Genomic DNA, 21,870 nt, shown 5'->3' with positions numbered 1-21,870 from the left:
GCCCGGTGCCGGACGGCTGCGCGCCGGTGCGGGCGCTGGCGGTCAGGCGGCGCGGCGGGCGGCGAGCTCCGTCCCGGCCTGGGCCGCGGCCTCGCGCGCTGTGGTGTGCATGTGGGCGGCGACCTCGGCGAAGTCGTCGAGGGCGGGGTTCACGCCGACGAGCGTGAACTCGCGCTCGACCACCGTGAGGTCGGCGCCCCAGACGTCGGCGAGGATGCGGCGCAGGTAGTCGGTGTTGTGGTCCCAGCCCTCGCGCGGGGTGCCTGCGCCGTACGCGCCGCCCCGGGTGGTGACGAGGACGGTGGGCGTCCCGTCGAGCAGGCGCGTGCCCTGGGGTGCGCCGGCGATCGCGAGATCGATCCAGGTCTTCGCGTGCTGGGACACCCCGAAGTTGTACAGCGGCAGCGCGAGGACGGCGCTCGTCGCGGCCTGCAGCTCGGCGGCGACCTCCTGGGCGAGGGCGACGGCTGCGTGCTGCGCGTCGCTCCGGTCCGCCTCGGGCGTGAAGCTGCCGGAGATGGCGGCCGCCCAGGCGTCGGCGGGCAGCGGGTCCTCGCCGAGGTGGCGCCGCACGACCGGGGCGTGGGGGTGGGCGGCGACGACCCGGTCGAGGACGACGTCGGCGAGGGCGCTGCTGGCGGAGCGGTCGCCCTGGATGCTGGCGTCGACGCGGAGCACGGTCACGAGATTCTCCTTGCGGTAAGGGACTTGAGCGTTCAAGTTGCACCGTAGACGCCACGAGTTGAATGTTCAAGTCGTGGCGTAGGATCCTCCTGTGACCGCCGACGCGCCCCGCGCCCCCGTCGCGGAGGCAGACGTCCCCTGGCTCTCCGCCGAGCAGCAGCGCGAGTGGCGAGCCCTGTTCGGGCTGCTCATGGACCTGCCGCCCGCCCTCGACGCGCAGCTCAAGCGCGACGCCGGGCTCAACACCTTCGAGTACCAGGTGCTCGCCGCGCTCTCCGAGGCGCCCGCCCGCACGATGGTCCTCAGCGACCTGGCCGCTCTCGCGCGCGGGTCGCTGTCCCGGCTCTCGCACGCCGTCACGCGGCTCGAGCGCGCCGGCTGGGTGGAGCGGCGCAGCTGCACGGACCGCGCCGGGCGGCACACCGAGGCCCGGCTCACCGACTCGGGCCTCGCGCGCCTCGAGGAGGTCGCCCCCGGCCACGTCCGGGCGGTGCGGCGGCTCGTGGTCGACGTGCTCAGCGCCGAGCAGCTCACGGAGCTCGCGGCCGCCGCCCGCGCCATCACCGCCGCGACGCGAGCCGAGCCGCTCGACGAGTGCCGGGAGGACGGCGGCTGCTGACCCGCGTCGCCGCGACCGGGTCCCCGCGCGTTCGGGCCACCGGGCCGGCGGGCCCATGCACCGCCGGCCCGTGCGCCACCGGGCCTACGCGCCGCCGGCACCACGTGCCGCCGGCCCCCGGCGTGTCGGCGCGGCTACGGCTTGACCGCCCGCACGATCGCGCCGTGCAGGCCGGGCGCCACCTCGTGCGTGAACGTCACGCTCGCGTCGGTGAACCCGGCGGCGGCGAGACCGTCGAGGTACTCCCCGCGCGAGAGGGCCCCGGCGATGCACCCGACGTAGCTGCCGCGCTCGGCGCGCTGCTCGGGGGTCACGTCGTCGTCGGCCACGACGTCGGAGATGCCGACGCGGCCCCCGGGCACCAGCACGCGGAACACCTCGGAGAGCACCGCGGGCTTGTCGACGGACAGGTTGACGACGCAGTTCGAGATCACGACGTCGACCGCGGCGTCGGGCAGGGGGACGGCCTCGATGCGGCCCTCGAGGAACTCGACGTTCGTCGCGCCCGCGGTCGCGGCGTTGCTGCGGGCCAGGTCGAGCATCTCGGGCGTCATGTCGACGCCGTACGCGAACCCGGTCGGGCCGACGCGCCGCGCGGACAGCAGCACGTCGATGCCGCCCCCGGAGCCGAGGTCGAGGACGCGCTCGCCGGCGCGCAGGTCCGCGACGGCGGTCGGGTTGCCGCAGCCGAGCGACGCGAGGAACGCAGCCTCGGGGAGCGCCGCGGCGTCGTCGGCGTCGTAGAGCGCGCCGCCGAACTGGTCGCCGGTCTCGAGGGCCTGCGTGGTGCCGCAGCACGCCGCCGCTGCGGCGGAGCCGGGGAGCCCTGGGTCGGCGTCGGGCGTCGTCACCGGGCCGGTGCCCGCGGTGCCGCCGGTGGGCGTGTCGGCGGCGCCCGCGTCGGCGGTCCCCGCCGTGCCGCTCGTCGAGCAGCAGGTCCCGGTCGTCAGCTCTGCCGCCGTCCCGCAGCAGGGCTCGGCCGCACCGGCCCGGGCCCCGGAGCAGCACGCCGCGCCGGCCTGCGCGCCTGCCCCGGTGCTGCCCGGCGACGTGCTGCGGGTCACGGCGAGCGCCGCCTCCGCGTAGCGGCTGCGCACCTGCTCGACGAGGTTCTCGGTCATGTCGTCCTCCACGGTCGGTCGGTCGGTCGGGTCCGGACTGGCCCCCGAGCGACAACGCATCGATATGCGTCGATGTCTGCACAGTGACGCAGGGATCGACAGATGTCAATATCTGCGGCACGATCGACCTGTGAGTGCTCCCACGCTGCTTCCCGTCCTCGACGTCACCGCCTGCTGCACGCCGCTCGACGAGGGCACGCTCGCCCGGGGCGACGCCGAGAACCTCGCGCGCGTCCTCAAGGCGCTCGCCGACCCCGCGCGCCTGCAGCTGCTCTCGCACATCGCGTCGAGCGACGAGGCGGTCTGCGCCTGCGACCTCAACGACGTCGTCGGCCTCGCGCAGCCGACCGTCTCGCACCACCTCACGACGCTCGTCAAGGCGGGCATCCTCACGCGCGAGAAGCGCGGGGTGTGGGCGTACTACGCGGTCGTGCCCGGGGCGCTCGGCGCGCTCGCGGACGTCCTGCGCCACGCCGGCGCGCCCACGGGCTGAGCGTGCACGCACTGCCCGCGGCAACGGGGGCGTCGCGCCGTCAGCGCCCCCGCGGCTCCCGCAGCATCTGCACCTCGACGGGCCCGTGCGGGCGCAGCACGGTGACCTCGCCGACCGCCCGGAACCCGAAGGCCTCGTAATAGCGCACGTTCTCCTCGCGCGAGGTCTCGAGGTAGCACGCCGTCCCGGTCCGGTCGGCGTCGGCGAGCACGGGCCCGACGAGCCGCCGGCCGTGACCGCGGCGCTGCGCGTCGGGCCGCACCCCCAGGACCTCGAGGTACCACGCGCCCTCGGGCGGCACCGCGTCGCGCAGGCCCGCCTCGACCGCCGACCCGAACCGGGCCAGCGCGGCCGTGCGCCACGGGTGCCGCAGCGCGACCGGCACGAGGGGCGCGAGCGTCCGCACCTTGCGCAGGGTCGTCATCGGGTACGCGCCGGGCGGGTACCAGACGGCGACGCCCGCGACCCCGACGTCGTCGTGCACCCCCAGGACGTGCCCGTGGCGCAGGCCGTCGGTCAGGCCGATGTGGTGGATCGCGTCGAGCGCGCGGCGCCGGGCGCTCGGCTCGGGCAGCACGTGGGAGAAGCCGGGGTCCCCGCGCAGCGCGCTCGAGAGCAGCTGCGCCGCGGCCCGCACCGACGGCGGCTCGGGCGGGAGCGGCGTCGCAGGGTCGCGCAGGTCCATGCTCCCAGGCTCTCCCACCCGGACCCGCACGGCGAGCGGCGGAGGTCCTGCGCCCGGCAGCGGTCAGCGCGCCTCGTACACGACGAGGGCGACGTCGTCGCGCGCGCCCTCCTCGAGCAGCGTCCCGATGAGGAGGTCGCCCAGCTGGTGCACCGGCCGCTGCGCGAGGGTCGCGACCGCGGTGCGGGCGAGCCGCTCCAGGCCGTCGCCGAGACCCTCGCCGCGGCGCTCGACCAGCCCGTCGGTGTAGAGCACGAGGGTCTCGCCGCGCTCGAACGTCGTGGTGGCCTCCGGGCGCGGGCGCGCGGCCAGCCCGAGCAGCGTGCCCGTGGCGTCGTCGAGCCAGCGCGACCCGGACCCGGACAGCAGCAGCGGCGGTGGGTGCCCGGCCTTCGAGTACGTGACGGTCCGGGTCTCCTCGTCGACGACCGCACAGACGACGCTCGCGCACTCGGCGCCGGGCAGCGTGGCCGCGAACCGGTCGAGCCCGTCGAGGATGGCCGCGGGCGCGAGGTCCTGGAGCAGCAGCGCGCGGGCGGCGCTGCGGAGCTGACCCATGACGGCCGCGGCGCCGAGCCCGTGCCCCACGCAGTCACCCACGACGAGCCCGAACCTCCGGTCGCCGAGCGGCACCACGTCGTACCAGTCGCCGCCGACGGCGAGCCGGTCGTCCGCGGAGCGGTAGCGCGTGTGCCACCCCGGCGAGCCGGGGTCCGCGGGCAGCATCGCTGCCTGCAGCGCGGAGGAGACGGTCTGCAGGTCGTCGACCTGCTTCTGGTGCGCGAGGGCGGCCGCGAGCGCGTTGCCGAGCGACGCGGCCACGAGGTGCAGGAACAGCTGCTGCGCCTCGTCGTCGGGGCGCAGCGGGTTGCCGGTGAGCGCGACGACCCCGGTGGGCGCGTCCCCGAGCACCGTGGACACGGGTTCGACGAGCGTCTCGCCGAACCGCTCCGGGACCCGCGAGTCGCACACGCGCCGCAGCACCTCGGGCGGCACCCCGCCCGCCGCGGCGGACGAGCCGTCGGCGAGCGAGTGCGTCGAGAGCAGCGGCACGAGGCCGTCGGGTGTGCAGAGGTGCACCTCCGCCCGCGTGACGTCGGGGCTGCCGCGCAGGACGTCGGCGGCGACCTTGGCGGTCAGCTCGATGTCGAGCTTGACGCGGTGCAGGCTCGTCGAGAGCGCCCCGAGCGTCTCGAACCGGCGGCTCGCGACGACCTTCTCTGTCGTCTCGACCGCGATGTCGAGCATCCCGGCGATCTCGTCGTCGTCGTCGCGCAGCGCGCTGTAGGAGAACGTGAAGGCGGTCTCCTCGAGGAAGCCGGACCGCTCCATGAGCAGCCGGATCTCGTCGAAGTAGACCGGCTCGCCCGTGCGCACGACGCTCTCGGCGAGCGGGCCGATGTCGTCCCACACGTCGGCCCAGACCTCGGCCATCGGGGAGCCCATCGCGCCCGGGTGCTTCTGCGTGCCGAGCATGCGGCTGTAGGCCTCGTTGTAGATCATCACGAGGTCCGGGCCCCAGCCGATGAAGAGGGGGAACTCGGTGCTGAAGCAGATCTTCACGGCGGCGCGCAGCGCGCGCGGCCACGTCCGCGGGGGGCCGAGCGACGTCGAGGCCCAGTCGAACGAGCGCGCGAGGACACCGGTCGGCGTCTCGCCCGTCGCGCGGGCCAACCACGTGTCGGGCACGGCTCAGGGTAGTCCGCGACCGCGTCCCCGCACGTCGTACGGCTGTCCAGGTGGTGCACCGGTGCGCGCGACGGGCCGCCGCCGGGCGTATGCCACGATGCGCGGATGGTGCAGCGGTACGACGTCGTCGTCGTGGGCTCCGGCTTCGGTGGCTCGGTCGCCGCGCTGCGCCTCGCCGAGAAGGGGTACCGCGTCGCGGTGCTCGAGGCCGGCCGGCGGTTCGCCGACGAGGACTTCCGCACGTCGTGGCACCTGCGCACGTTCCTGTGGGCGCCCGCGCTGGGCTGCTTCGGGATCCAGCGCATCCACCTGCTGCGCGACTCGCTCGTGCTCGCGGGGGCGGGGGTCGGCGGCGGCTCGCTCGTCTACGGCACGACGCTGTACCGGCCGCTGCGCGCGTTCTACGACGACCCGCAGTGGGCGTCGATCACCGACTGGGAGGACGAGCTCGCGCCGCACTACGACCAGGCCGCGCGCATGCTCGGGGTCACGCGCAACCCCGCGACGACGCCGGCGGACGCGCTGCTGCGCCGGGTCGCGACCCGGCTCGGCCGGGAGGCGACGGTGCGTCCGACCGACGTGGGCGTGCTGTTCGGCGAGCCCGGCGTCCGCGTGCCCGACCCGTTCTTCGGTGGTGCCGGCCCCGAGCGCGCGGGCTGCACGCAGTGCGGCTCGTGCATGACGGGATGCCGGGTCGGCGCGAAGAACACGCTGACGAAGAACTACCTGCACCTCGCGGAGCGCGCGGGCGTGCACGTCGAGCCGCTCACGACCGTGACGGGCCTCGCGCCGCGTCCGGGCGGCGGCTGGGAGGTCACGGCGCGGCCGACGGGCGGGCGGCTCGGGCGGCTGCTGGGCGGGTCGGGTGCCCGACGACGCGAGCCGGGCGGCGGCACGACCTGGCACGCCGACCACGTCGTGCTCGCGGCCGGGACGTACGGCACGCAGACGCTGCTGCACCGGATGCGCGCGAGCGGCGCACTGCCGGGTCTGTCACCGCGCCTCGGCGAGCTCACGCGCACCAACTCGGAGGCCCTCGTCGGCGCGAGCGCCCCGCGCGTCGACCCGGCGCGCGACCTGTCGGCCGGCGTCGCCATCACGTCGTCGTTCTTCGTCGACGACGCCACGCACGTCGAGGCCGTCCGCTACGGCCGGGGTTCGAACGCGATGGCGCTGCTGCAGACCGCGCTCGTGCCGGGCGGCGCCGCGGTGCGGCGGGTCGGCGGGTGGCTCGGCTCGCTCGCGCGCGGCCTGGTGACGCGCCCGGTGACGACCGTGCGGGCGCTCGCGCCCTACCGGTGGAGCGAGCGCACCACGATCGCGCTCGTCATGCAGTCGCTCGACAACTCCCTCACGACGTCGCTCGCGCCGCGGCTGCTGGGCGTCCCGCTGCCGGTCGGGCTGCGCCGGCTCACGTCGCGGCAGGGCAGCGGCGAGCCGAACCCCACGTGGGTGCCGCAGGCCCACACGACCGCGACGCTCCTCGCCGACGAGCTCGGCGGCGTCGCGGGAGGCAGCGTCGGGGACCTCGCCGCGATGCCGATGACCGCGCACTTCCTCGGCGGCTGCCCCATCGGCGCGACCCCCGACGACGGCGTGCTCGACCCGTACCAGCGCGTGCACGGCTACCCCACGCTGCACGTGCTCGACGGCGCTGCGGTGACCGCGAACCTCGGCGTCAACCCGTCGCTCACGATCGCCGCGCAGGCCGAGCGCGCCGTCTCGCTGTGGCCCGAGCGCGGCGGCGTGGACCCCCGCCCGGCGCAGGGCGAGCGCTACGTGCGCGTCGAACCCGTGGCGCCGGGGCGCCCGGTGGTGCCGGCCGGTGCGCCGGCGGCGCTGCGGGTGCGACGGGACGACGCGGGTGCGCGGCGCTCGTCGTCCGCCGGTCCGGCCGGCGCGTGAGGGCGGCGGACCGACCCGGACCGCTGCTGCCGGGTGCGCCGGGTGCGTCGCGTCCGCGTCAGAGCCGGCGTTGCCAGCTCGCGTAGACGCCCGCCGGCCGGAACCCGAGCGCGACGTTGATCGCCAGCATGTGCCCGTTCTCCTCGGCGTTCCACGTGTGCACGCGCCGGGTCGCCGGGCGCTCGCGGGCGAGGTGGCGCAGGTTGGCGGCCTTCACGAGCATCCCGAGCCGGTGGCCGCGGTGCTCCCGGAGCACGAGCGTGTCCTCCTGCCACGCGCACTCGGGCTGCGCCACCGGGTGCTCGATCCGCGTGAGGGCGACGAGCCGTCCGCTCGGCACGTGCTCCGCGACGGTCACCACGTACCCCCGGCCGCTCGCCGCGGCGACGTCCTCGCCGTAGCGGACGCGCTCGGCGTCCCAGGGGTCCTCCTCGACGTCGAGGCCCGCGAGCGGCACGTCGGTGCTCATGCGCGTGAGCAGCACGCCGACGTCGTCGAGCCACGCGTCGGGCGTGCGGTCGGTCCACGAGTGCAGGCGGTACGCCGGGCCGGCGGCTGCGGCCGCACCGTCGAGGTGGCGGGCGAGCGCGGCGTCGTCGAGGGGGACGTCGAGCACGCTGTACCGCTCCGCCTGCTCCGGGGTGTACCCGCGCCCGGCGGCGAACCGCACGCCGGGGACGGAGGCGTCGAGGCGCCCGCTCCCGGAGGTCGCGGTGAGCGCGTCGGGGTGCCCCTCGGGGGGTTCGCCGCGGTGGTACGTCATCCCCTGGACCGTCGTGCGCCCACGCTCCGCCGCGACACGCTCGGCGGCGTCGACGAGCGCCGAGCCGACACCCCGGTGGAGGCGGTCCGGGTCGGCCCACACGTCGAGCTCGGCGAGGTGGTGGTTGCTCGTGCGCGGCAGCTCCAGCACCGCGGCGCCGACCACGTCGTGCGCCGCGACGTCCCCCGGGCGGACGGGGGTGGTGCCGGGCACGACCGCGACGAGGACGACGCGGTCGGTGTACTCCTGGCTCCGCAGCGTCCCGAGCCAGTGCTGCGGCGGTTCGACGAAGTCCTCGTGGCCCCACGTCCGGCGCTGCGTCTCCGCGTTCAGCCGGTGCGCCCCCCTGACGGCGCCGGCCGCCGGGTCCTCGATGCTCGCCGGGAGCTCCGCCTCGACCACCGACCACGCCGTCATCCTGCGAGCGTGGCACCGGGTGGCGGGCCGGGTCGAGGGGTTTGTGGGTGCGCGGCCCGGCGCCCCGCGCGACCTATCCTCGACGGCGTGACGAGCGAGCGTGCGTGCGGGACGCGGCCCCCGGGTGCAGTCCCGGGGCTGACCGCGTGCAGCCTCTGCGTGGGCGAGACGCTCGGGGCCGACGACGCGCTCGAGGGCGGTCAGCTCGCGCGGCTCCGGGCGCTCGCGGCCCGCGGCACGGCGCAGCTCACGCTCGCGGAGTGCCTCGACGAGTGCGAGCGCGGGGACGTGGTCGTCGCGCGCCCGAGCGGGGACGCCCGCCGCGCGGCCGGTGGCCGGCCCGTCTGGTTCGAGCGCCTGGCGGGCGACGAGCTCACCGGGGCGCTCGCGGGCTGGCTCGACGCGGGTGGCCCGGGCGTCGACCCGGTGCCCGGCGCGCTCGCGCCGTACGTCCTCGGGCGTGGCGGCGAACCCGGCGCGTAGGCGACGTCCGGGTGCGCGCGCACTCGTGCCGGAGACCGGGCGCGTCGGCGACGCGTACGGGGCTCGGGTGAGCGCCCACCTCACTCCTCGCCGGTGAGGAAGACGTCCGCGCGCCACGGACGTCCAGGCCCTCCACGACGCGCTCGCCGCGTGCGAGCATCGCCCGGTGCCTCCTCACGTGCTGCTGCTGACCTTCGACGACCCCGACGGCCACGACGTCGAGACCCCGGGCGTCGTCGCCGCGCTGCGCGCCCGCGGCGCGACCGTGATCGTCTCGCCGTGGCGTGAGCCGTCGGTCGCGGACGTGCCCGCGGACGTCGTCGTGATCCGCTCGACGTGGGACTACCAGGAGCACCCCGAGGAGTTCCGCGCGGTCCTGGGCGCGTTCGCCGCCCCGGTGCTCAACCCGCTCGACGTCGTCCGCTGGAACCTGCACAAGTCCTACCTGCTGGAGCTCGCGGCCGCGGGGGTCCCGACGGTGCCGACGACGCTCGTCCCGGCGGGCAGCGGCGCCGCGGTGCCCCCGGTCGACGCCCCCGAGGTGATCCTCAAGCCCGCGGTCTCCGCGAACGCGTGGGGCCTCGGGCGGTTCCCGACGGGCTCCGCAGAGGCGGCGGACCACCTGCGCACGCTCACCGCCACCGGCGACGTGCTCGTGCAGCCGTACCTCCCGGAGATCGTCACGGGGGAGCGGTCGGTCGTCGTGATCGGCGGGCGCGTCTCGCACGGCGTCCGCAAGACGCCGGCGGCAGGGGACTTCCGGGTGCAGGCGAGCTACGGCGGGACCGACGCGGCGCACACTCCGACGGACGCCGAGGTCGCCGTCGCGCACGCGGCGCTCGCGTGCGTGCCCGGGGGGTCCGACGCGCTGCTGTACGCGCGGGTCGACCTCGTCGGGCCCGAGGACGCGCCGCTGCTCATCGAGCTCGAGCTCGTCGAGCCCGAGCTGTTCCTCGACCTCGCGCCCGGCTCGGCCGACCGGTTCGCGGAGGCGCTGCTCGCCCGGCTCTAGCCGTGGACCCTCCGGCGCGGCGGATCCCGTCCGGGCCCCGCGGGCTGGGCTAGCGTCGTCGCGCGACGACGCCGTCCACCCACCCGCGGAGGTCACCACATGGGCTCGGCCCGGAACCCGATCCTGCCGGGGTGCTACCCCGACCCCTCGATCTGCCGCGTCGGGGAGGACTACTACCTCGTCACCTCGACGTTCGAGTACCTCCCGGGCCTGCCGGTCCACCGCAGCCGGGACCTGGTCAGCTGGGAGCCGGTCGGGCACGCGATCCACCGGCCCGGCCAGCTCGACCTCACCGGCGTCCGGTCGTCGCACGGGCTGTTCGCGCCGACGCTGCGCCACCACCACGGCACGTTCTGGCTGATCTGCACGCTCGTCGGGCAGCCCGAGGGTGCCCCCGGCGGCAACTTCTACGTCACGGCGACGGACCCGGCCGGACCGTGGTCGGACCCGGTGTGGCTCGACGAGTCGGGGATCGACCCGTCGTTCCTGTTCGACGACGACGGCCGGGTGTGGGTGCACGGCACCCGGCGGAGCCGCTCTGGCACGACCAGACCGAGGTGTGGGTGCGCGAGCTCGACACCGCGACGGGACGGCTGGTCGGCGACGAGCACGTGATCTGGCACGGCGCGCTCGAGAACGCGGTGTGGGCGGAGGCGCCGCACCTGTACGCGGTCGACGGCCGGTACTACCTGCTCGCCGCGGAGGCGGGCACCGAGTTCCACCACGCGGAGTCCGTGGCGCGTGCAGACACGGCGACCGGACCGTACGAGGGGTACCGCGGCAACCCGGTGCTGACGCACCGCCACCTCGGGCGCGGCGCGGACGTCGTCGGCGTCGGGCACGCCGACCTCGTGCAGGCGGTCGACGGCTCCTGGTGGGCCGTCGCGCTCGGCATGCGGCCCTACGGCGGGTACCACTACAACCTCGGGCGCGAGACGTTCCTGCTACCGGTCGCGTGGGAGGACGGCTGGCCCGTGTTCGCCCCGGGCGAGGGACGGGTCCCGGCGGCCGTCGACGTGCCCTTCGCGGGCGAGCAGCGGCCGGGCGTCACGCAGGGGACCACGTCGGGGGTCGTGCGGCCGGACGACGTGCGGTGGACCTCGCTGCGCGGCCTGGCGGAGACCGTCGCGACGCCCGACGGCGACGCGTGGCGGCTCCGCCTGAACCCGACGACCCTCGCCGAGCCCGGCACTCCCGCGTTCCTGGGCCTGCGCCAGCAGCACGCCGACGTCGACCTGCGCGTCCGCCTGACCGCACCCCTGGCCGAGGGCTCGGACGAGGAGGCCGGGCTCGTGATCCGTCAGTCCGAGGACGACCACGTGCGCCTGCACGTGACGGCGCCGACGGGTGACGGGCAGGTCCGGGACGTCGTCGCCGTGCACCGGCGCGGTGGCGTCGACCACGAGCGGGGCCGGGTGACGCTCGCCGCGGGCCCGGACGAGCCGCTCGTCCTCACGGTCCGCGCCCGGGGTCAGGACTACGCCCTGACCGCTGCGACGGCCCGGGCGGGCGGCGACGGCGACGGCGAGGTGGTCGCGGTCGTCGACGGCCGGGAGCTCGACACGGTCGCCACGGGCGGGTTCGTCGGGCTGTGGCTCGGCGTCTACGGGACGAGCAACGGGCGGCCCACCTCGACGACCGTCACGGTCCGCACGGTCGAGTACCTGCTGCCGTAGGACGCTCCCCCGGACGGGGCGCGCAGGCCGGACGGCGCGCGCGGGCCGGCGCGCGACGCCCTCAGGCGCCCTCGACCGGCAGCCACAGCTCGACCGTCGCGGTGCTGAAGTCGTCCGCGCGCTCGAGCACCGCGACGATCTCCGGTCCCTCGCGCAGCCGCCACGGGTTCGACGGGAACCACTCGGTCGCCGTCGCGGCCCACAGCGTCTGCAGGGTCTGCGGGTACGGGCCCGTCGCGCGGAACACGGCCCACGAGCCCGCCGCGACCGGGAGCACGTCGAGGTCGCCGGGCACCGCGGTCGAGTCCGTGACGGCGACCCCGTGCAGGTACGTCAGCTCGCTGCCCTCCCGGCGGTCGGGGTCGAGGTCGCTGCTCACGGCGAGCAGGCCCGGGGGCTCGGTGTCGCCCAGCGCCTTGAGGCGCGCGTGCTCCTCCGGCGCCAGCGACGTCACGTGCCGCTGGATCGCCGGGTTGACCCCGTGGTGCACGAGCGGGACGCGGGCCGCACGGCCGGCGAGGCGGAAGGCGGGGCGGGAGACGAGGCGGACGTCCATCGGGTGAGCTCCTTCGACGGTCAGGCGGAACCTGAGGCGGGGTTGGGTGCGGAGGGGGCCACCGTCGCGCCGGACCTCGCCGGGGCCGGCGCCGTGCACGGACCGGAACGCCCGGCCGAACGCCTCGGTCGAGCCGTACCCGTGGCGCACGGCGACGTCCAGCAGGTCCCGGCTCCCCGCGACGACCTCCGCCGCGGCGACGGTCATGCGCCGGCGTCGCACGTACTCCGACAGCGGCATCCCGGCCAGGGCGGAGAACATGCGGCGCAGGTGGTACTCGGTCGTGCCGAGCGCGGCGGCGAGGCGGACGACGTCGAGGTCCTCCGCGAGGTCCTCCTCGACGACGTCCACGAGCTGGTTGAGCCAGGCGATCACGGTGCTCCCTTCCGACTCCCACCCTGCCGCCGCCGCCCGGCCCGGCGCCCGATCGTCCTGGTCCGGTGCGATCAGCCGGTGCGGCGCGTCACCGCCCGGCGGGTCACCACCCGGCGAGCGCCCGCACGCGCGCGGCGAGCTCCTGGGGCGTCAGGCCCTCGGTCGCGATCCGGTGCGTCCCCGCCGGCGCCTCCGCGTCGAGGCGGCGCGCGGCGGCGGCCGAGCGCTCGCGGTGCGCCGCCAGCTCCGCGCCGGTCTCCCGGGTCGCGAGCCGGGCGTCGACCACGTCGTCCGCGCCGGTCAGCAGCACCGCGGTCACCGCGGGGGAGTCGCCCATCGCGGCGGCGAGCGCGCCGGCGGCGAGCACGCTCACGGTGTTCGTGTAGACGAGCCGCCGGTAGCCGAGCTCGCGGTAGTTGGCCCAGACGGCGGCGAGGTTGCGCAGGTCGAGGCCGTGCTCCCACGGCGGCGGCCACGCGAGGTCGAGGTTGTCGCCCTCGACCACGGCGTGCCGGACGTCGTCGGCCCGCAGGAGCGCGTGCAGCGCGAGCGCGGTCGTCGTCTTGCCCACGCCGGACCGGCCGCCGAGCACGACGAGGTGGGACGCGTCGGTGCCGGGGCGGTGGTCGTCCTCGTGCTCCGGTGCTCCCACGCGTCGGAGGTTACCGGTGGGGGGAGCGCCGTCCGCCGTGCTGGTCGGCTCAGCGGCGGGCGCCGGGGGCCGGGGCGGCGTCCGGGCGCGCGCGCGGCTGCGGGGGCCCCGTCGTCGCCCGGACGATCAGGTGGGTGGGGAGCGTGACGTGCGGCTCGGGTGCGCCGCCCTCCTGGACGACCTGCTGGACGAGGTGCCCCGCGGCCCTGCCCTGCTCGACGACCGGTTGGCGGACCGTCGTGAGGTCGAGCACGTCCGCCAGGGCGTGGTCGTCGATGCCGACGACGGCCACGGCGTGCGGGACGGGGACGGCGGCGCGACGCAGCGTGCGCAGGGCGCCGAAGGCCATCTCGTCGGAGAAGGCGACGACGGCGGTCGGCGGTCGGGACACGCTCAGGAGCCGGCTCATGCCGTCGGAGCCTCCGGTGCTGCCCCACGGCTCGTACACCACGAGCTCGTCGTGCAGGGCGAGCCCCGCCTCGTCGAGCGCACCGCGGAAGCCGTGGAGACGCTCGCTCGGCGCGGCGTACTCGAGGGTCCAGTGGCCGGTCGCGTTGATCATCGCGATCCGCTCGTGCCCGGCGAGGACGAGGTGGGCGGCGGCCTGGCGTCCCGCGGCCACGTCGTCGATCCGGACGTGGGGATGGTCCCCGAGGGTTCCGCCCGCCATGACCACGGGGACGCCCATGAGGTCCAGGCGGCGGCGCTCGTCGTCGCTGATCGGCAGGGCGATGAGCACGAGCGCGTCCACCTGCCGGCGGGCGGGGAGCTCGTCGAAGAACCGGCGTCGCTCGCGCTCCTCCTGGACCTCGTAGAGGAGGACGTCGAGGTCCGAGTCGTGCAGCGCCGTCACGATGCCGTCGAGCATCGAGGCGTAGAACCAGTGCGCGACGTCCGGGGTCACGACGGCGATGCGGCCGTTCGAGCCGCGGGCGAGACGCGCGGCGTCGGGTGAGACCGTGTACGACAGGTCCTGCGCCAGGCTCCGGATCCGCTCGCGCGTCGCGTCGGAGACGCCGGCTGCGCCGCTGAGCGCGCGGGAGACCGTGGCGATCGAGACCCCTGCCCGCTCGGCCAGGTCCGCCATGTTCATGGTCCCCTTGTTCGCCACGGTGCGACGATATACCGAGGACGAAAACGTTTGCGTCCACCGCGGTGGAGACCCGTGTCGCGTCGAGTCGTGCAGTCTCGAGAATCGTGACGCCCCCATTGACACCCTGCCGGTAGGGCGGCGATGCTCGACGTAAGCGCTTCCGAAACCATGCGCAACGCGTCGAGCTCCGCGGCCCGAGCCCACCCGCGCACCGCGCACCGCCCCTCCTCCCGTCGCCACGGCCGCGCACACACCCAGGAGTCCCGATGACGCCGACTCTCCGCCCGCACAGCCGGACCACCACCCGGCGCACCCGCTCCGAGCGGCGCACCCCGCTGCTCGTCGCGAGCGTCGTCGCCGCGCTGCTCACCACCACCGCGTGCACCGCGACCGGCTCGTGGCGCTGACGGGACCTCCCACCATGCGCTTCCCGTACCCGCTCCCGTCCCGACCGGTGGCCGACCCGGCCGCGGTCGTCCGTGGCGACGGCTACCGCATCACGGTGCTGACCGACGGACTGGTCCGGCTCGAGCACGCCGCGTACGGCCGCTTCGAGGACCGGGCGTCGACGTTCGCCGTGAACCGGGAGCTCCCCGTGCCCGAGCACCACGTCGTGGACACGGGCCGGCACCTCGAGATCACGACGTCACGCTTCCGGCTGACCTACGACAAGGGCCCGTTCACGACCAGCGGCCTGAGCCTCGAGGTGCGCGGCGGCATCAGCAGCTACCACTCCGTCTGGCGCTACGGGCAGGCGCCGGAGGACCTGGGCGGGACGGCGAGGACGCTCGACGGGGCCGACGGGGCCGTCCCGCTCGGTCCGGGTGTCGTCTCGCGCACCGGCTTCGCGGTGGTCGACGACTCGGGCTCGTTCCTCTTCGACGACGAGGGCTGGGTCGCGGCCGACAACACGGACCGGGTCGACCTGTACGTGTTCGCGTACGGCCACGACTACGCCGACGCGCTCCGCGCCTTCCACGCGGTGTCGGGGCCCGCCCCGGTGCTGCCCCGGTTCGCGCTCGGCAGCTGGTGGAGCCGCTACCACCGGTACACCGCGGAGTCCTACGTCGAGCTCATGACGCGGTTCCGGCGCGAGCGCATCCCGTTCTCGGTGGCCGTGGTCGACATGGACTGGCACCTCGTCGATGTCGACCCGGAGCACGGCAGCGGCTGGACCGGCTACACCTGGAACCGCGACCTCTTCCCCGACCCGGGGGCGTTCCTGTCCTGGCTGCACGACCACGGCCTGCGGGTCACGCTCAACGTCCACCCCGCCGACGGCGTGCGCGCGTTCGAGGAGGCGTACCCGGCGATGGCCGCCGCCCTCGGCCGGGACGTGGCCGCTGGGGAGCCGATCGCGTTCGACGTCACCGACCCGGAGTTCCTGACGGCCTACTTCGAGGTCCTGCACCGGGGCCTGGAGGCCGACGGCGTCGACTTCTGGTGGCTCGACTGGCAGTCGGGCCCGCACTCGCGGGTCACCGGGATCGACCCGCTGTGGATGCTCAACCACTTCCACTTCCTGGACAACGGCCGCGACGGCCGCCGGGCGCTGACGTTCTCCCGGTACGCCGGTCCGGGGAGCCACCGCTACCCCGTGGGGTTCTCGGGCGACACCGTCATCTCGTGGGACTCGCTGGCGTTCCAGCCGCACTTCACCGCGACGGCCGCGAACATCGGCTACGGGTGGTGGAGCCACGACATCGGGGGCCACTTCTTCGGGGCGCGGGACGACGAGCTCGCGACCCGGTGGGTGCAGCTCGGCACCTTCTCGCCGATCATGCGGCTGCACGCGGGCAGCCACCCCTTCCTCACCAAGGAGCCCTGGACGTTCCCCGCGCACTTCCGGGAGGTGATGGTCGCGTTCCTGCGGCTGCGGCACCGCCTCGTGCCGTACCTGCACACGATGAACCACCGCGCGGCGGCCCAGGGTCTGCCGCTCGTGCTGCCCATGTACTACCGCGACCCGCGGGCCGACGAGGCCTACCGCGTGCCCCAGCAGTACGAGTTCGGCACCGAGCTGGTCGTGGCCGCGGTCACGGCGCCGGCGGACCGCAGCACCGGGCTCGGGAGGGTCACGGCGTGGCTGCCCGACGGCACGTGGGTCGACGTGCTGACCGACCTGGTCTACGACGGGGGTCGCGAGATCCACCTCCACCGCGACCTCACGACCGTCCCGGTCCTCGCGGCCGCCGGTGCGGTCGTCCCGCTCGACGGGAGCGCCGAGCCCGGCAACGACCCGGTCAACCCCGCGCACCTGGAGCTCCTCGTCGTGGTCGGTGCGGACGGGGCCTTCGAGCTGCTGGAGGACGACGACACGACGACCGGCGACCTCGTCCGCACGCGGACGACGTTCACGCAGGAGACGGGCTCGCTCGTCGTCCACCCGGCGCAGGGCCCGCTGCACGCCGTGCCCGCGACGAGGACCTGGACCCTCACCTTCCCCGCGCTGGACCCGCGCGTCGAGCCCGCCGTGACGGTGGACGGCGCGCCCGTGGACGCGGCGGTCCGCCACGACGGCACCCGGACGTCCGTCACCGCCCCGGACGTCGCCGTGACGTCCACGGTGCGGGTGGACCTGGGGGGCCGCCCACGGCTGCGGGACAACGACGTGCCGGGACGGTTGTTCACGCTGCTCGACCGGGCGCAGATCGCGTACGAGACGAAGCGGCGGGTCATGGACGTCGCGACGTCGAGCCGGCCGTTGGCCGTCCGGGTCTCGCACCTCCAGGCCCTCGACCTGGACGCCGCTCTCGCGTCGGCGGTCGGGGAGCTGCTGCTGGCGCGCGCGTCCGACGACACCCGCCGCCCGGGCTGAGCGGCGGTACCACCCCGCAGGAGGGAGCACGGAACCACGCGGCTGCGGCCGCGCACACGGCGCAGCGTCGCGTCCGAGGCCTCCTGGCCGCGGCGACGGCTCCGCCGGACCGGTCGGTACCAGTGAGGAGACGAAGATGCGAAGGTCCCTGCGCGTCAGGACGGCGGCTGTTGCCGTCGTGCTGGCGCTCGTCAGCGTGGTCGGCGGGGTGCTCGCGCGCCCTGCCCCGGCTTCGGCCGCCGACGGCGTGTGCGTCGACAACCCCTTCGGCGACCGCTCGATCTACCTGCGCGGCGGGTTCAGCAGCTGGAACGCGCTGCCGGAGTACGAGATGGTCTACGACTGCAACCGGTTCGAGCTGCTGCTCGAGCTCAGCGGCACGAGCTCGTTCAAGGTCGCGGACGCGACGTGGTCCGCCGACGCCGACTTCGGCGGTGGCGCCGCCGGCAGCGAGCTCACGGCCGGCGAGCCGCTCCCGCTGGCGATCCACGGCCCGAACCTCACGTTCGCGTTCGACGGCACCCAGCAGGTCGTGCTCGACGTGTCGGCGTCGGCGCAGACGCCCACGCTCACGATCACGCAGTGCCCGGCGCCGCCGCTCGAGGACGCGCTCCTGGCGCTGTCCGGGAGCCTGAACGGGGGTCGGCCCGCACCGACCGACTACTTCGTGTACGCCTGCGACGCCTACTACCTCAACGTCGACGTCGAGGGCACGCAGGAGTTCACGATCACCGACCCCCTCGGCACCGGCGCCACGACGTTCGGGGCGCCGGATGCCGAGAACGACGTCGTGACCGCCGACGAGCCGTTCCCGCTGGTCTCCGGCGAGGACGTCGGCGAGGTGCAGCCGCTGACGTTCGACTTCACCGGCGAGCACACGCTCCGGGTCGGGTTCGAGGGCGACGACGCCCGGCCCGTCCTGACGATCGGCGAGCGGACGTTCGTCAACCCCGGGATCCCGCTCCCCGTGACCGATCCCGTCCTGCGCGGGGTGCGGTTCGACTCGCGGGACACCACGTTCAAGGCACCGTTCGGCGCTCAGCCCACCGGCACGCCGGTCGAGTTCGCGATCCAGGCGCCCGCGGGCCTCGACTCGGCGACCCTCGTCGTCGAGACGCGCGTGCTCGAGGGCAACCAGGAGGTCCTCGAGTACCGCGACCCCGTCCGGATCCCGATGACCCGCGAGCCGGCCGCCGACGTCGAGCGCTGGACCGCGTCGCACACCTTCGGCACGGCGAGCGTCTCGGGCTACTACGTCGAGCTCGTCAACGGCGAGCGGACGTACGTCTACGAGAACAACGCCGACACCATCTACTGGACGCTCGAGCGTGGCTCGGGCGGCGTCGGCCGCGTCGACTTCCTCCCGGAGGACCGCGCGGAGATCCGGCGGTACCGGCACACCGCGTACGACCCGGACTTCACCGTGCCCGACTGGGCGGCCGACGCCGTGTACTACTACGTGTTCCCGGAGCGCTTCCGCAACGGCGACACCGCGAACGACCCCCGTCCGGACGAGGACACGTACCTCGACGGCCCGGTCGAGGTGCACGAGGACTGGCTCGACACGCCCTGGGTCCCGGGGGAGAGCGACGGGTCGACGACCGACGACGACCAGTACAACAACGACTTCTTCGGCGGCGACCTCGCGGGGATCATCGAGAAGCTCGACTACCTGAAGGACCTCGGCGTCAACACGCTGTACCTCAACCCGATCTTCGAGGCCGGCAGCAACCACAAGTACGACACGGCGGACTACCTGAACGTCGACGACGGCTTCGGCACGAACGAGGACGTCTCCCGGCTCACGGAGCAGGCCGAGGAGCGCGGGATGCGCGTCATCCTCGACACCTCGCTCAACCACACCGGCAGCGACTCGGTCTACTTCGACCGCTACAGCAACTTCGACGCCCTCGGTGCGTTCGAGGGCGAGACCATCAGCCCCGGGTCGCCGTACGCGGACTGGTACCGGTTCTTCCCCGAGGAGACCGAGCCCGACCGGCAGTACGCCGGCTGGGTCGGTGTGAGCACGCTGCCCGAGCTCACGGAGTCCGACAGCTTCAAGGACTTCGCGTTCGGTGCGCCCGACTCGGTCATGAGCACGTGGCAGGACCGCGGCGTCGACGGCTGGCGCATGGACGTGGCCCCGTGGGTCAGCGACCAGTTCTGGCGTGAGTGGCGTGCGGCCGTCAAGGCGAAGGACCCGGAGGCGCTGACCGTCGCCGAGACCTGGTTCGACTCCTCGAAGTACTTCCTCGGGGACACCTTCGACACGACGATGAACTACATCTTCCGCAACGCGGTGCTCGACTACGCCGACGGCCGGGACGCCGGTGAGGCGTACCAGAACATCGAGCTGATGCGGGAGGCGTACCCGCCGCAGGCGTTCCACGCCCTGATGAACCTGCTCTCGACGCACGACTCGGCCCGGGCGCTGCACCAGTTCGGGTACACCGGAGAGGGCACGCCGCCGGAGCAGGTGGCCGAGGCGAAGCAGCGGCTGCGCCTCGCGGTCCTGTTCCAGATGACGTTCCCCGGCGCGCCGACCGTGTTCTACGGGGACGAGGTCGGCGTCACCGGCGGCGAGGACCCGTTCAACCGGGCGACCTACCCGTGGGCGGACCAGGGCGGGGAGCCCGACACCGAGCTGCTCGACGACGTCACGCGGCTCATCGCGCTGCGCAACGAGCACGACGTGCTGCGTCGCGGGTCGCTGGGGGCTCCGCTGCACCTCGACGAGCACCTCGTCGTGCTCCTGCGCGAGCACGAGGGCGCGCGGGCCGTCACCGCGTACAACAACGACACGGAAGCGCACGAGGTGACCGTCGAGATCCCCGCCGGCGACGGGGACCAGACGTTCACCGACGCGCTCACCGGCGCCGTGGCGACGCCTGTGGACGGCAGCCTCACGATCACCGTGCCGCCGCTCGGTGGCACGGTGCTGCTCTCGGGCGAGGCCCCGGCCCCGAGCATCGAGGCGCTGCGGGCGGACCTCGCGGCGGCACAGGAGTCGGGGGAGGTCACCGGCCCGGTCTCGCGCCGCCTGACCCAGGACCTCGACAGGGCGGCGCGCCACCACGAGCGCGGACGGCTCGACGCGGCCGTCCGCCAGCTCGGGCGGTTCGTCGACCACCTGGAGTCGCCCGGCCGGTACAGCACGGTGTCGCCGGAGGCCCTGGAGCGGCTCCGCGGCCAGGCCGAGGCGCTCGTCGCGGTCTGGTCCCCGGAGTGAGCGGCACTCGACGCGGGCCCGGCTGAGCACGGACGCGCGCACCGCCCGGCAGTCCCCGGGCGGTGTGCGCGTCCCGGCTCGGCACCCGGTCGGCGAGTTGTGCGCGTCGGCCCCGCGGTGGAAGGTAAGCGACCGGGAAGGAGACCCATGACCCCGCCGCCCGCCCCCACCCGGACCGAACGTCTCGACGCCCTGCCCTTCACGCGCGAGCACCTGCGCCTCCTGCTCGGCTCGGGCGCCGGGTGGGCCCTCGACGCGCTCGACGTCGGGCTCATCTCGTTCGTGCTCGCGCAGCTCGCCGTGCAGTGGGGTGCGTCGCCGACGGAGCTGTCGTGGATCGCGTCGGCGGGGTTCGTCGGGATGGCGCTCGGCGCGAGCCTCGGCGGGCTGCTCGCGGACCGCGTCGGGCGGCGCTCGGTGTTCGCGCTCACGCTCCTCGTGTACGGGCTCGCGACGGGCGCGTCGGCGCTCGCGGGGTCCGTCGCCGCGCTGATCGTGCTGCGGCTCGTCGTCGGCCTCGGGCTCGGCGCGGAGCTGCCGGTCGCGTCGACGCTCGTGAGCGAGTTCGCGCCGCCGCGGATCCGGGGCCGGGTCGTCGTCGCGCTCGAGGCGTTCTGGGCCGTGGGCTGGAGCCTCGCGGCCGTCGTGGGGTACTTCGTCGTGCCCGCGTCCGAGAACGGGTGGCGCTGGGCCCTCGCGATCGGTGCGCTCCCCGCCCTGTACTCCGCGGTCGTGCGCACGGTGCTGCCCGAGTCGGTGCGCTTCCTCGAGTCGCGCGGCCGGGTCGTCGAGGCGGAGGCCGTCGTGACCCGGTTCGAGCGGTCCGCCGGCGTCGCGCCCGCGCCGGCGTTCGTGGCCCGCGCGACGACGACCCCGGGCGGGTCGTGGACCCCGAAGCCGATGGTGCCGGGCCCGCGACGACCGTCGGCCGAGGAGTCCGACCCCGTCGTGCCCGACGGCACCCCCACCAGCCCGCCGCGACCGGCGGCGCGCGGGACGAGGCTCGCCGAGCTGTTCACGCCGTCGCTCCGCCGCCGCACGGTGGCGCTGTGGGTCGTGTGGTTCACCGTCAACTTCGCGTACTACGGCGCGTTCATCTGGCTCCCGACGATCCTCGTGGCCGACGGGTTCACGCTCGTGCGCTCGTTCGAGTACACGCTGTGGATCACGCTCGCGCAGCTCCCCGGGTACGCCGCCGCGGCCGTGCTCGTCGAGGTGTGGGGGCGGCGGCCCACGCTGTCCACGTTCCTCGTCGGCTCCGCGGTGGCCGCCGCGCTGTTCGCGTCCGCGGACACCGAGCAGGGCGTGCTCGTGACCGGGATGCTGCTCTCGTTCTTCAACCTCGGGGCGTGGGGTGCGCTGTACGCCGTCACCCCGGAGCTGTACCCGACGACGATGCGGGGGACCGGCGCCGGGGCCGCGGCGGGCTTCGGGCGGATCGCCTCGGTGCTCGCCCCGCTCGCGGTGCCGTTCCTGCGCGACGCGGGCGGCACCGCGCTGCTCTTCGGGGTCTTCGCCGCCGTCTTCGTGGTCGCCGCGGTCGGCGCGTTCACCCTCCCGGAACGCCAAGGTCTCCCGCTGGACGAGTAGACGACCTACG

Annotated in this window: 19 protein-coding genes; 11 read left to right on the top strand and 8 right to left on the bottom strand. The window is 75.1% G+C overall.

The genetic code is table 11. The features are described from left to right. Positions 1-42 precede the first annotated feature (42 nt). Positions 43-684: an FMN-dependent NADH-azoreductase gene (locus AB6N24_RS10595; protein WP_412869372.1), complete on the bottom strand. Its 642-nt coding sequence runs from the start codon at positions 682-684 to the stop codon at positions 43-45. Between the two features lie 91 nt (positions 685-775). On the opposite strand from AB6N24_RS10595, the gene AB6N24_RS10590 reads away from it, so the two are divergent. Then, a complete protein-coding gene (locus AB6N24_RS10590) occupies positions 776-1,303 on the top strand; it encodes a MarR family winged helix-turn-helix transcriptional regulator (RefSeq protein ID WP_412869371.1) in 528 nt (175 codons plus the stop codon). A gap of 134 nt (positions 1,304-1,437) precedes the next feature. On the opposite strand, the gene arsM is transcribed toward AB6N24_RS10590, so the two are convergent. Further along, complete coding sequence (arsM, locus tag AB6N24_RS10585; RefSeq protein WP_412869370.1) at positions 1,438-2,424, bottom strand: arsenite methyltransferase; 987 nt, start codon at positions 2,422-2,424, stop codon at positions 1,438-1,440. Between the two features lie 130 nt (positions 2,425-2,554). Here arsM and AB6N24_RS10580 point away from each other — a divergent pair, with 130 nt between their 5' ends. Further along, a complete protein-coding gene (locus AB6N24_RS10580; RefSeq protein WP_412869369.1) occupies positions 2,555-2,917 on the top strand; it encodes an ArsR/SmtB family transcription factor in 363 nt (120 codons plus the stop codon). 40 nt (positions 2,918-2,957) lie between these two features. Here the strand turns inward: AB6N24_RS10580 and AB6N24_RS10575 are convergent, their stop codons facing one another. Further along, complete coding sequence (locus AB6N24_RS10575) at positions 2,958-3,602, bottom strand: GNAT family N-acetyltransferase (protein WP_412869368.1); 645 nt, start codon at positions 3,600-3,602, stop codon at positions 2,958-2,960. Positions 3,603-3,665: 63 nt separating this feature from the next. Next, positions 3,666-5,291, bottom strand: coding sequence for a PP2C family protein-serine/threonine phosphatase (locus AB6N24_RS10570; RefSeq protein WP_412869367.1), 1,626 nt, complete (start codon positions 5,289-5,291; stop codon positions 3,666-3,668). Positions 5,292-5,396: 105 nt separating this feature from the next. On the opposite strand from AB6N24_RS10570, the gene AB6N24_RS10565 reads away from it, so the two are divergent. After that, complete coding sequence (locus AB6N24_RS10565; protein ID WP_412869366.1) at positions 5,397-7,196, top strand: FAD-dependent oxidoreductase; 1,800 nt, start codon at positions 5,397-5,399, stop codon at positions 7,194-7,196. Positions 7,197-7,254: 58 nt separating this feature from the next. Here AB6N24_RS10565 and AB6N24_RS10560 read toward each other — a convergent pair whose 3' ends face one another. After that, on the bottom strand, positions 7,255-8,376 hold the full coding sequence (locus tag AB6N24_RS10560; RefSeq protein ID WP_412869365.1) for a GNAT family N-acetyltransferase: 1,122 nt from the start codon (positions 8,374-8,376) through the stop codon (positions 7,255-7,257). An 87-nt stretch (positions 8,377-8,463) separates the two neighbouring features. Between AB6N24_RS10560 and AB6N24_RS10555 the strand changes: the two genes are divergently transcribed. From AB6N24_RS10555 to AB6N24_RS10540, 4 genes are all read left to right on the top strand, one after another. Beyond that, positions 8,464-8,859: a hypothetical protein gene (locus AB6N24_RS10555; protein WP_412869364.1), complete on the top strand. Its 396-nt coding sequence runs from the start codon at positions 8,464-8,466 to the stop codon at positions 8,857-8,859. Between the two features lie 166 nt (positions 8,860-9,025). Further along, entirely contained in the window at positions 9,026-9,871 is an 846-nt protein-coding gene (locus AB6N24_RS10550; protein WP_412869363.1) for an ATP-grasp domain-containing protein, read from the top strand. 99 nt (positions 9,872-9,970) lie between these two features. Continuing rightward, a complete protein-coding gene (locus tag AB6N24_RS10545) occupies positions 9,971-10,486 on the top strand; it encodes a family 43 glycosylhydrolase (protein ID WP_412869362.1) in 516 nt (171 codons plus the stop codon). Continuing rightward, positions 10,435-11,547 (top strand): family 43 glycosylhydrolase, encoded by a 1,113-nt coding sequence (locus AB6N24_RS10540; protein WP_412869361.1) that lies wholly within the window; start codon positions 10,435-10,437, stop codon positions 11,545-11,547. The genes AB6N24_RS10545 and AB6N24_RS10540 overlap by 52 nt, the downstream gene beginning before the upstream one ends. Positions 11,548-11,608: 61 nt before the next feature. On the opposite strand, the gene AB6N24_RS10535 is transcribed toward AB6N24_RS10540, so the two are convergent. The 3 genes from AB6N24_RS10535 to AB6N24_RS10525 all read right to left on the bottom strand — a co-directional run bounded on the left by AB6N24_RS10535 (position 11,609) and on the right by AB6N24_RS10525 (position 14,241). Further along, positions 11,609-12,478, bottom strand: coding sequence for an AraC family transcriptional regulator (locus AB6N24_RS10535; RefSeq protein ID WP_412869360.1), 870 nt, complete (start codon positions 12,476-12,478; stop codon positions 11,609-11,611). Between the two features lie 103 nt (positions 12,479-12,581). Then, positions 12,582-13,130 carry an ATPase gene (locus AB6N24_RS10530; protein WP_412869359.1) on the bottom strand — a complete coding sequence of 183 codons (549 nt, stop codon included), beginning with the start codon at positions 13,128-13,130 and terminating at the stop codon, positions 12,582-12,584. Between the two features lie 49 nt (positions 13,131-13,179). Continuing rightward, positions 13,180-14,241: a LacI family DNA-binding transcriptional regulator gene (locus AB6N24_RS10525; RefSeq protein WP_412869358.1), complete on the bottom strand. Its 1,062-nt coding sequence runs from the start codon at positions 14,239-14,241 to the stop codon at positions 13,180-13,182. A gap of 248 nt (positions 14,242-14,489) precedes the next feature. Here AB6N24_RS10525 and AB6N24_RS10520 point away from each other — a divergent pair, with 248 nt between their 5' ends. The 4 genes from AB6N24_RS10520 (at position 14,490) to AB6N24_RS10505 (ending at position 21,860) form a co-directional block, all read left to right on the top strand. Beyond that, a complete protein-coding gene (locus AB6N24_RS10520) occupies positions 14,490-14,630 on the top strand; it encodes a hypothetical protein (RefSeq protein ID WP_412869357.1) in 141 nt (46 codons plus the stop codon). Between the two features lie 14 nt (positions 14,631-14,644). Then, positions 14,645-17,041 (top strand): glycoside hydrolase family 31 protein, encoded by a 2,397-nt coding sequence (locus tag AB6N24_RS10515; RefSeq protein WP_412869356.1) that lies wholly within the window; start codon positions 14,645-14,647, stop codon positions 17,039-17,041. A 136-nt stretch (positions 17,042-17,177) separates the two neighbouring features. After that, complete coding sequence (locus AB6N24_RS10510) at positions 17,178-20,270, top strand: glycoside hydrolase family 13 protein (RefSeq protein ID WP_412869355.1); 3,093 nt, start codon at positions 17,178-17,180, stop codon at positions 20,268-20,270. Between the two features lie 147 nt (positions 20,271-20,417). After that, the gene (locus AB6N24_RS10505) at positions 20,418-21,860 is read left to right on the top strand and encodes an MFS transporter (RefSeq protein ID WP_412869354.1); all 1,443 of its coding nucleotides are present in this window, start codon (positions 20,418-20,420) and stop codon (positions 21,858-21,860) included. Positions 21,861-21,870 lie beyond the last annotated feature (10 nt).

It is taken from the genome of Cellulomonas jepli (assembly GCF_047229345.1).
Taxonomy (GTDB): domain Bacteria; phylum Actinomycetota; class Actinomycetes; order Actinomycetales; family Cellulomonadaceae; genus Cellulomonas_A.
This window is presented reverse-complemented; position numbering and strand designations above follow the sequence as displayed.

Bases quoted from the DNA above. Each gene is read 5' to 3' on its own strand.
- arsM (WP_412869370.1), bottom strand. From the start codon at position 2,424: ATGACCGAGAACCTCGTCGAGCAGGTGCGCAGCCGCTACGCGGAGGCG.
- AB6N24_RS10575 (WP_412869368.1), bottom strand. From the start codon at position 3,602: ATGGACCTGCGCGACCCTGCGACGCCGCTCCCGCCCGAGCCGCCGTCG.
- AB6N24_RS10565 (WP_412869366.1), top strand. From the start codon at position 5,397: ATGGTGCAGCGGTACGACGTCGTCGTCGTGGGCTCCGGCTTCGGTGGC.
- AB6N24_RS10560 (WP_412869365.1), bottom strand. From the start codon at position 8,376: ATGACGGCGTGGTCGGTGGTCGAGGCGGAGCTCCCGGCGAGCATCGAG.
- AB6N24_RS10545 (WP_412869362.1), top strand. From the start codon at position 9,971: ATGGGCTCGGCCCGGAACCCGATCCTGCCGGGGTGCTACCCCGACCCC.
- AB6N24_RS10520 (WP_412869357.1), top strand. From the start codon at position 14,490: ATGACGCCGACTCTCCGCCCGCACAGCCGGACCACCACCCGGCGCACC.
- AB6N24_RS10515 (WP_412869356.1), top strand. From the start codon at position 14,645: ATGCGCTTCCCGTACCCGCTCCCGTCCCGACCGGTGGCCGACCCGGCC.
- AB6N24_RS10510 (WP_412869355.1), top strand. From the start codon at position 17,178: ATGCGAAGGTCCCTGCGCGTCAGGACGGCGGCTGTTGCCGTCGTGCTG.
- AB6N24_RS10505 (WP_412869354.1), top strand. From the start codon at position 20,418: ATGACCCCGCCGCCCGCCCCCACCCGGACCGAACGTCTCGACGCCCTG.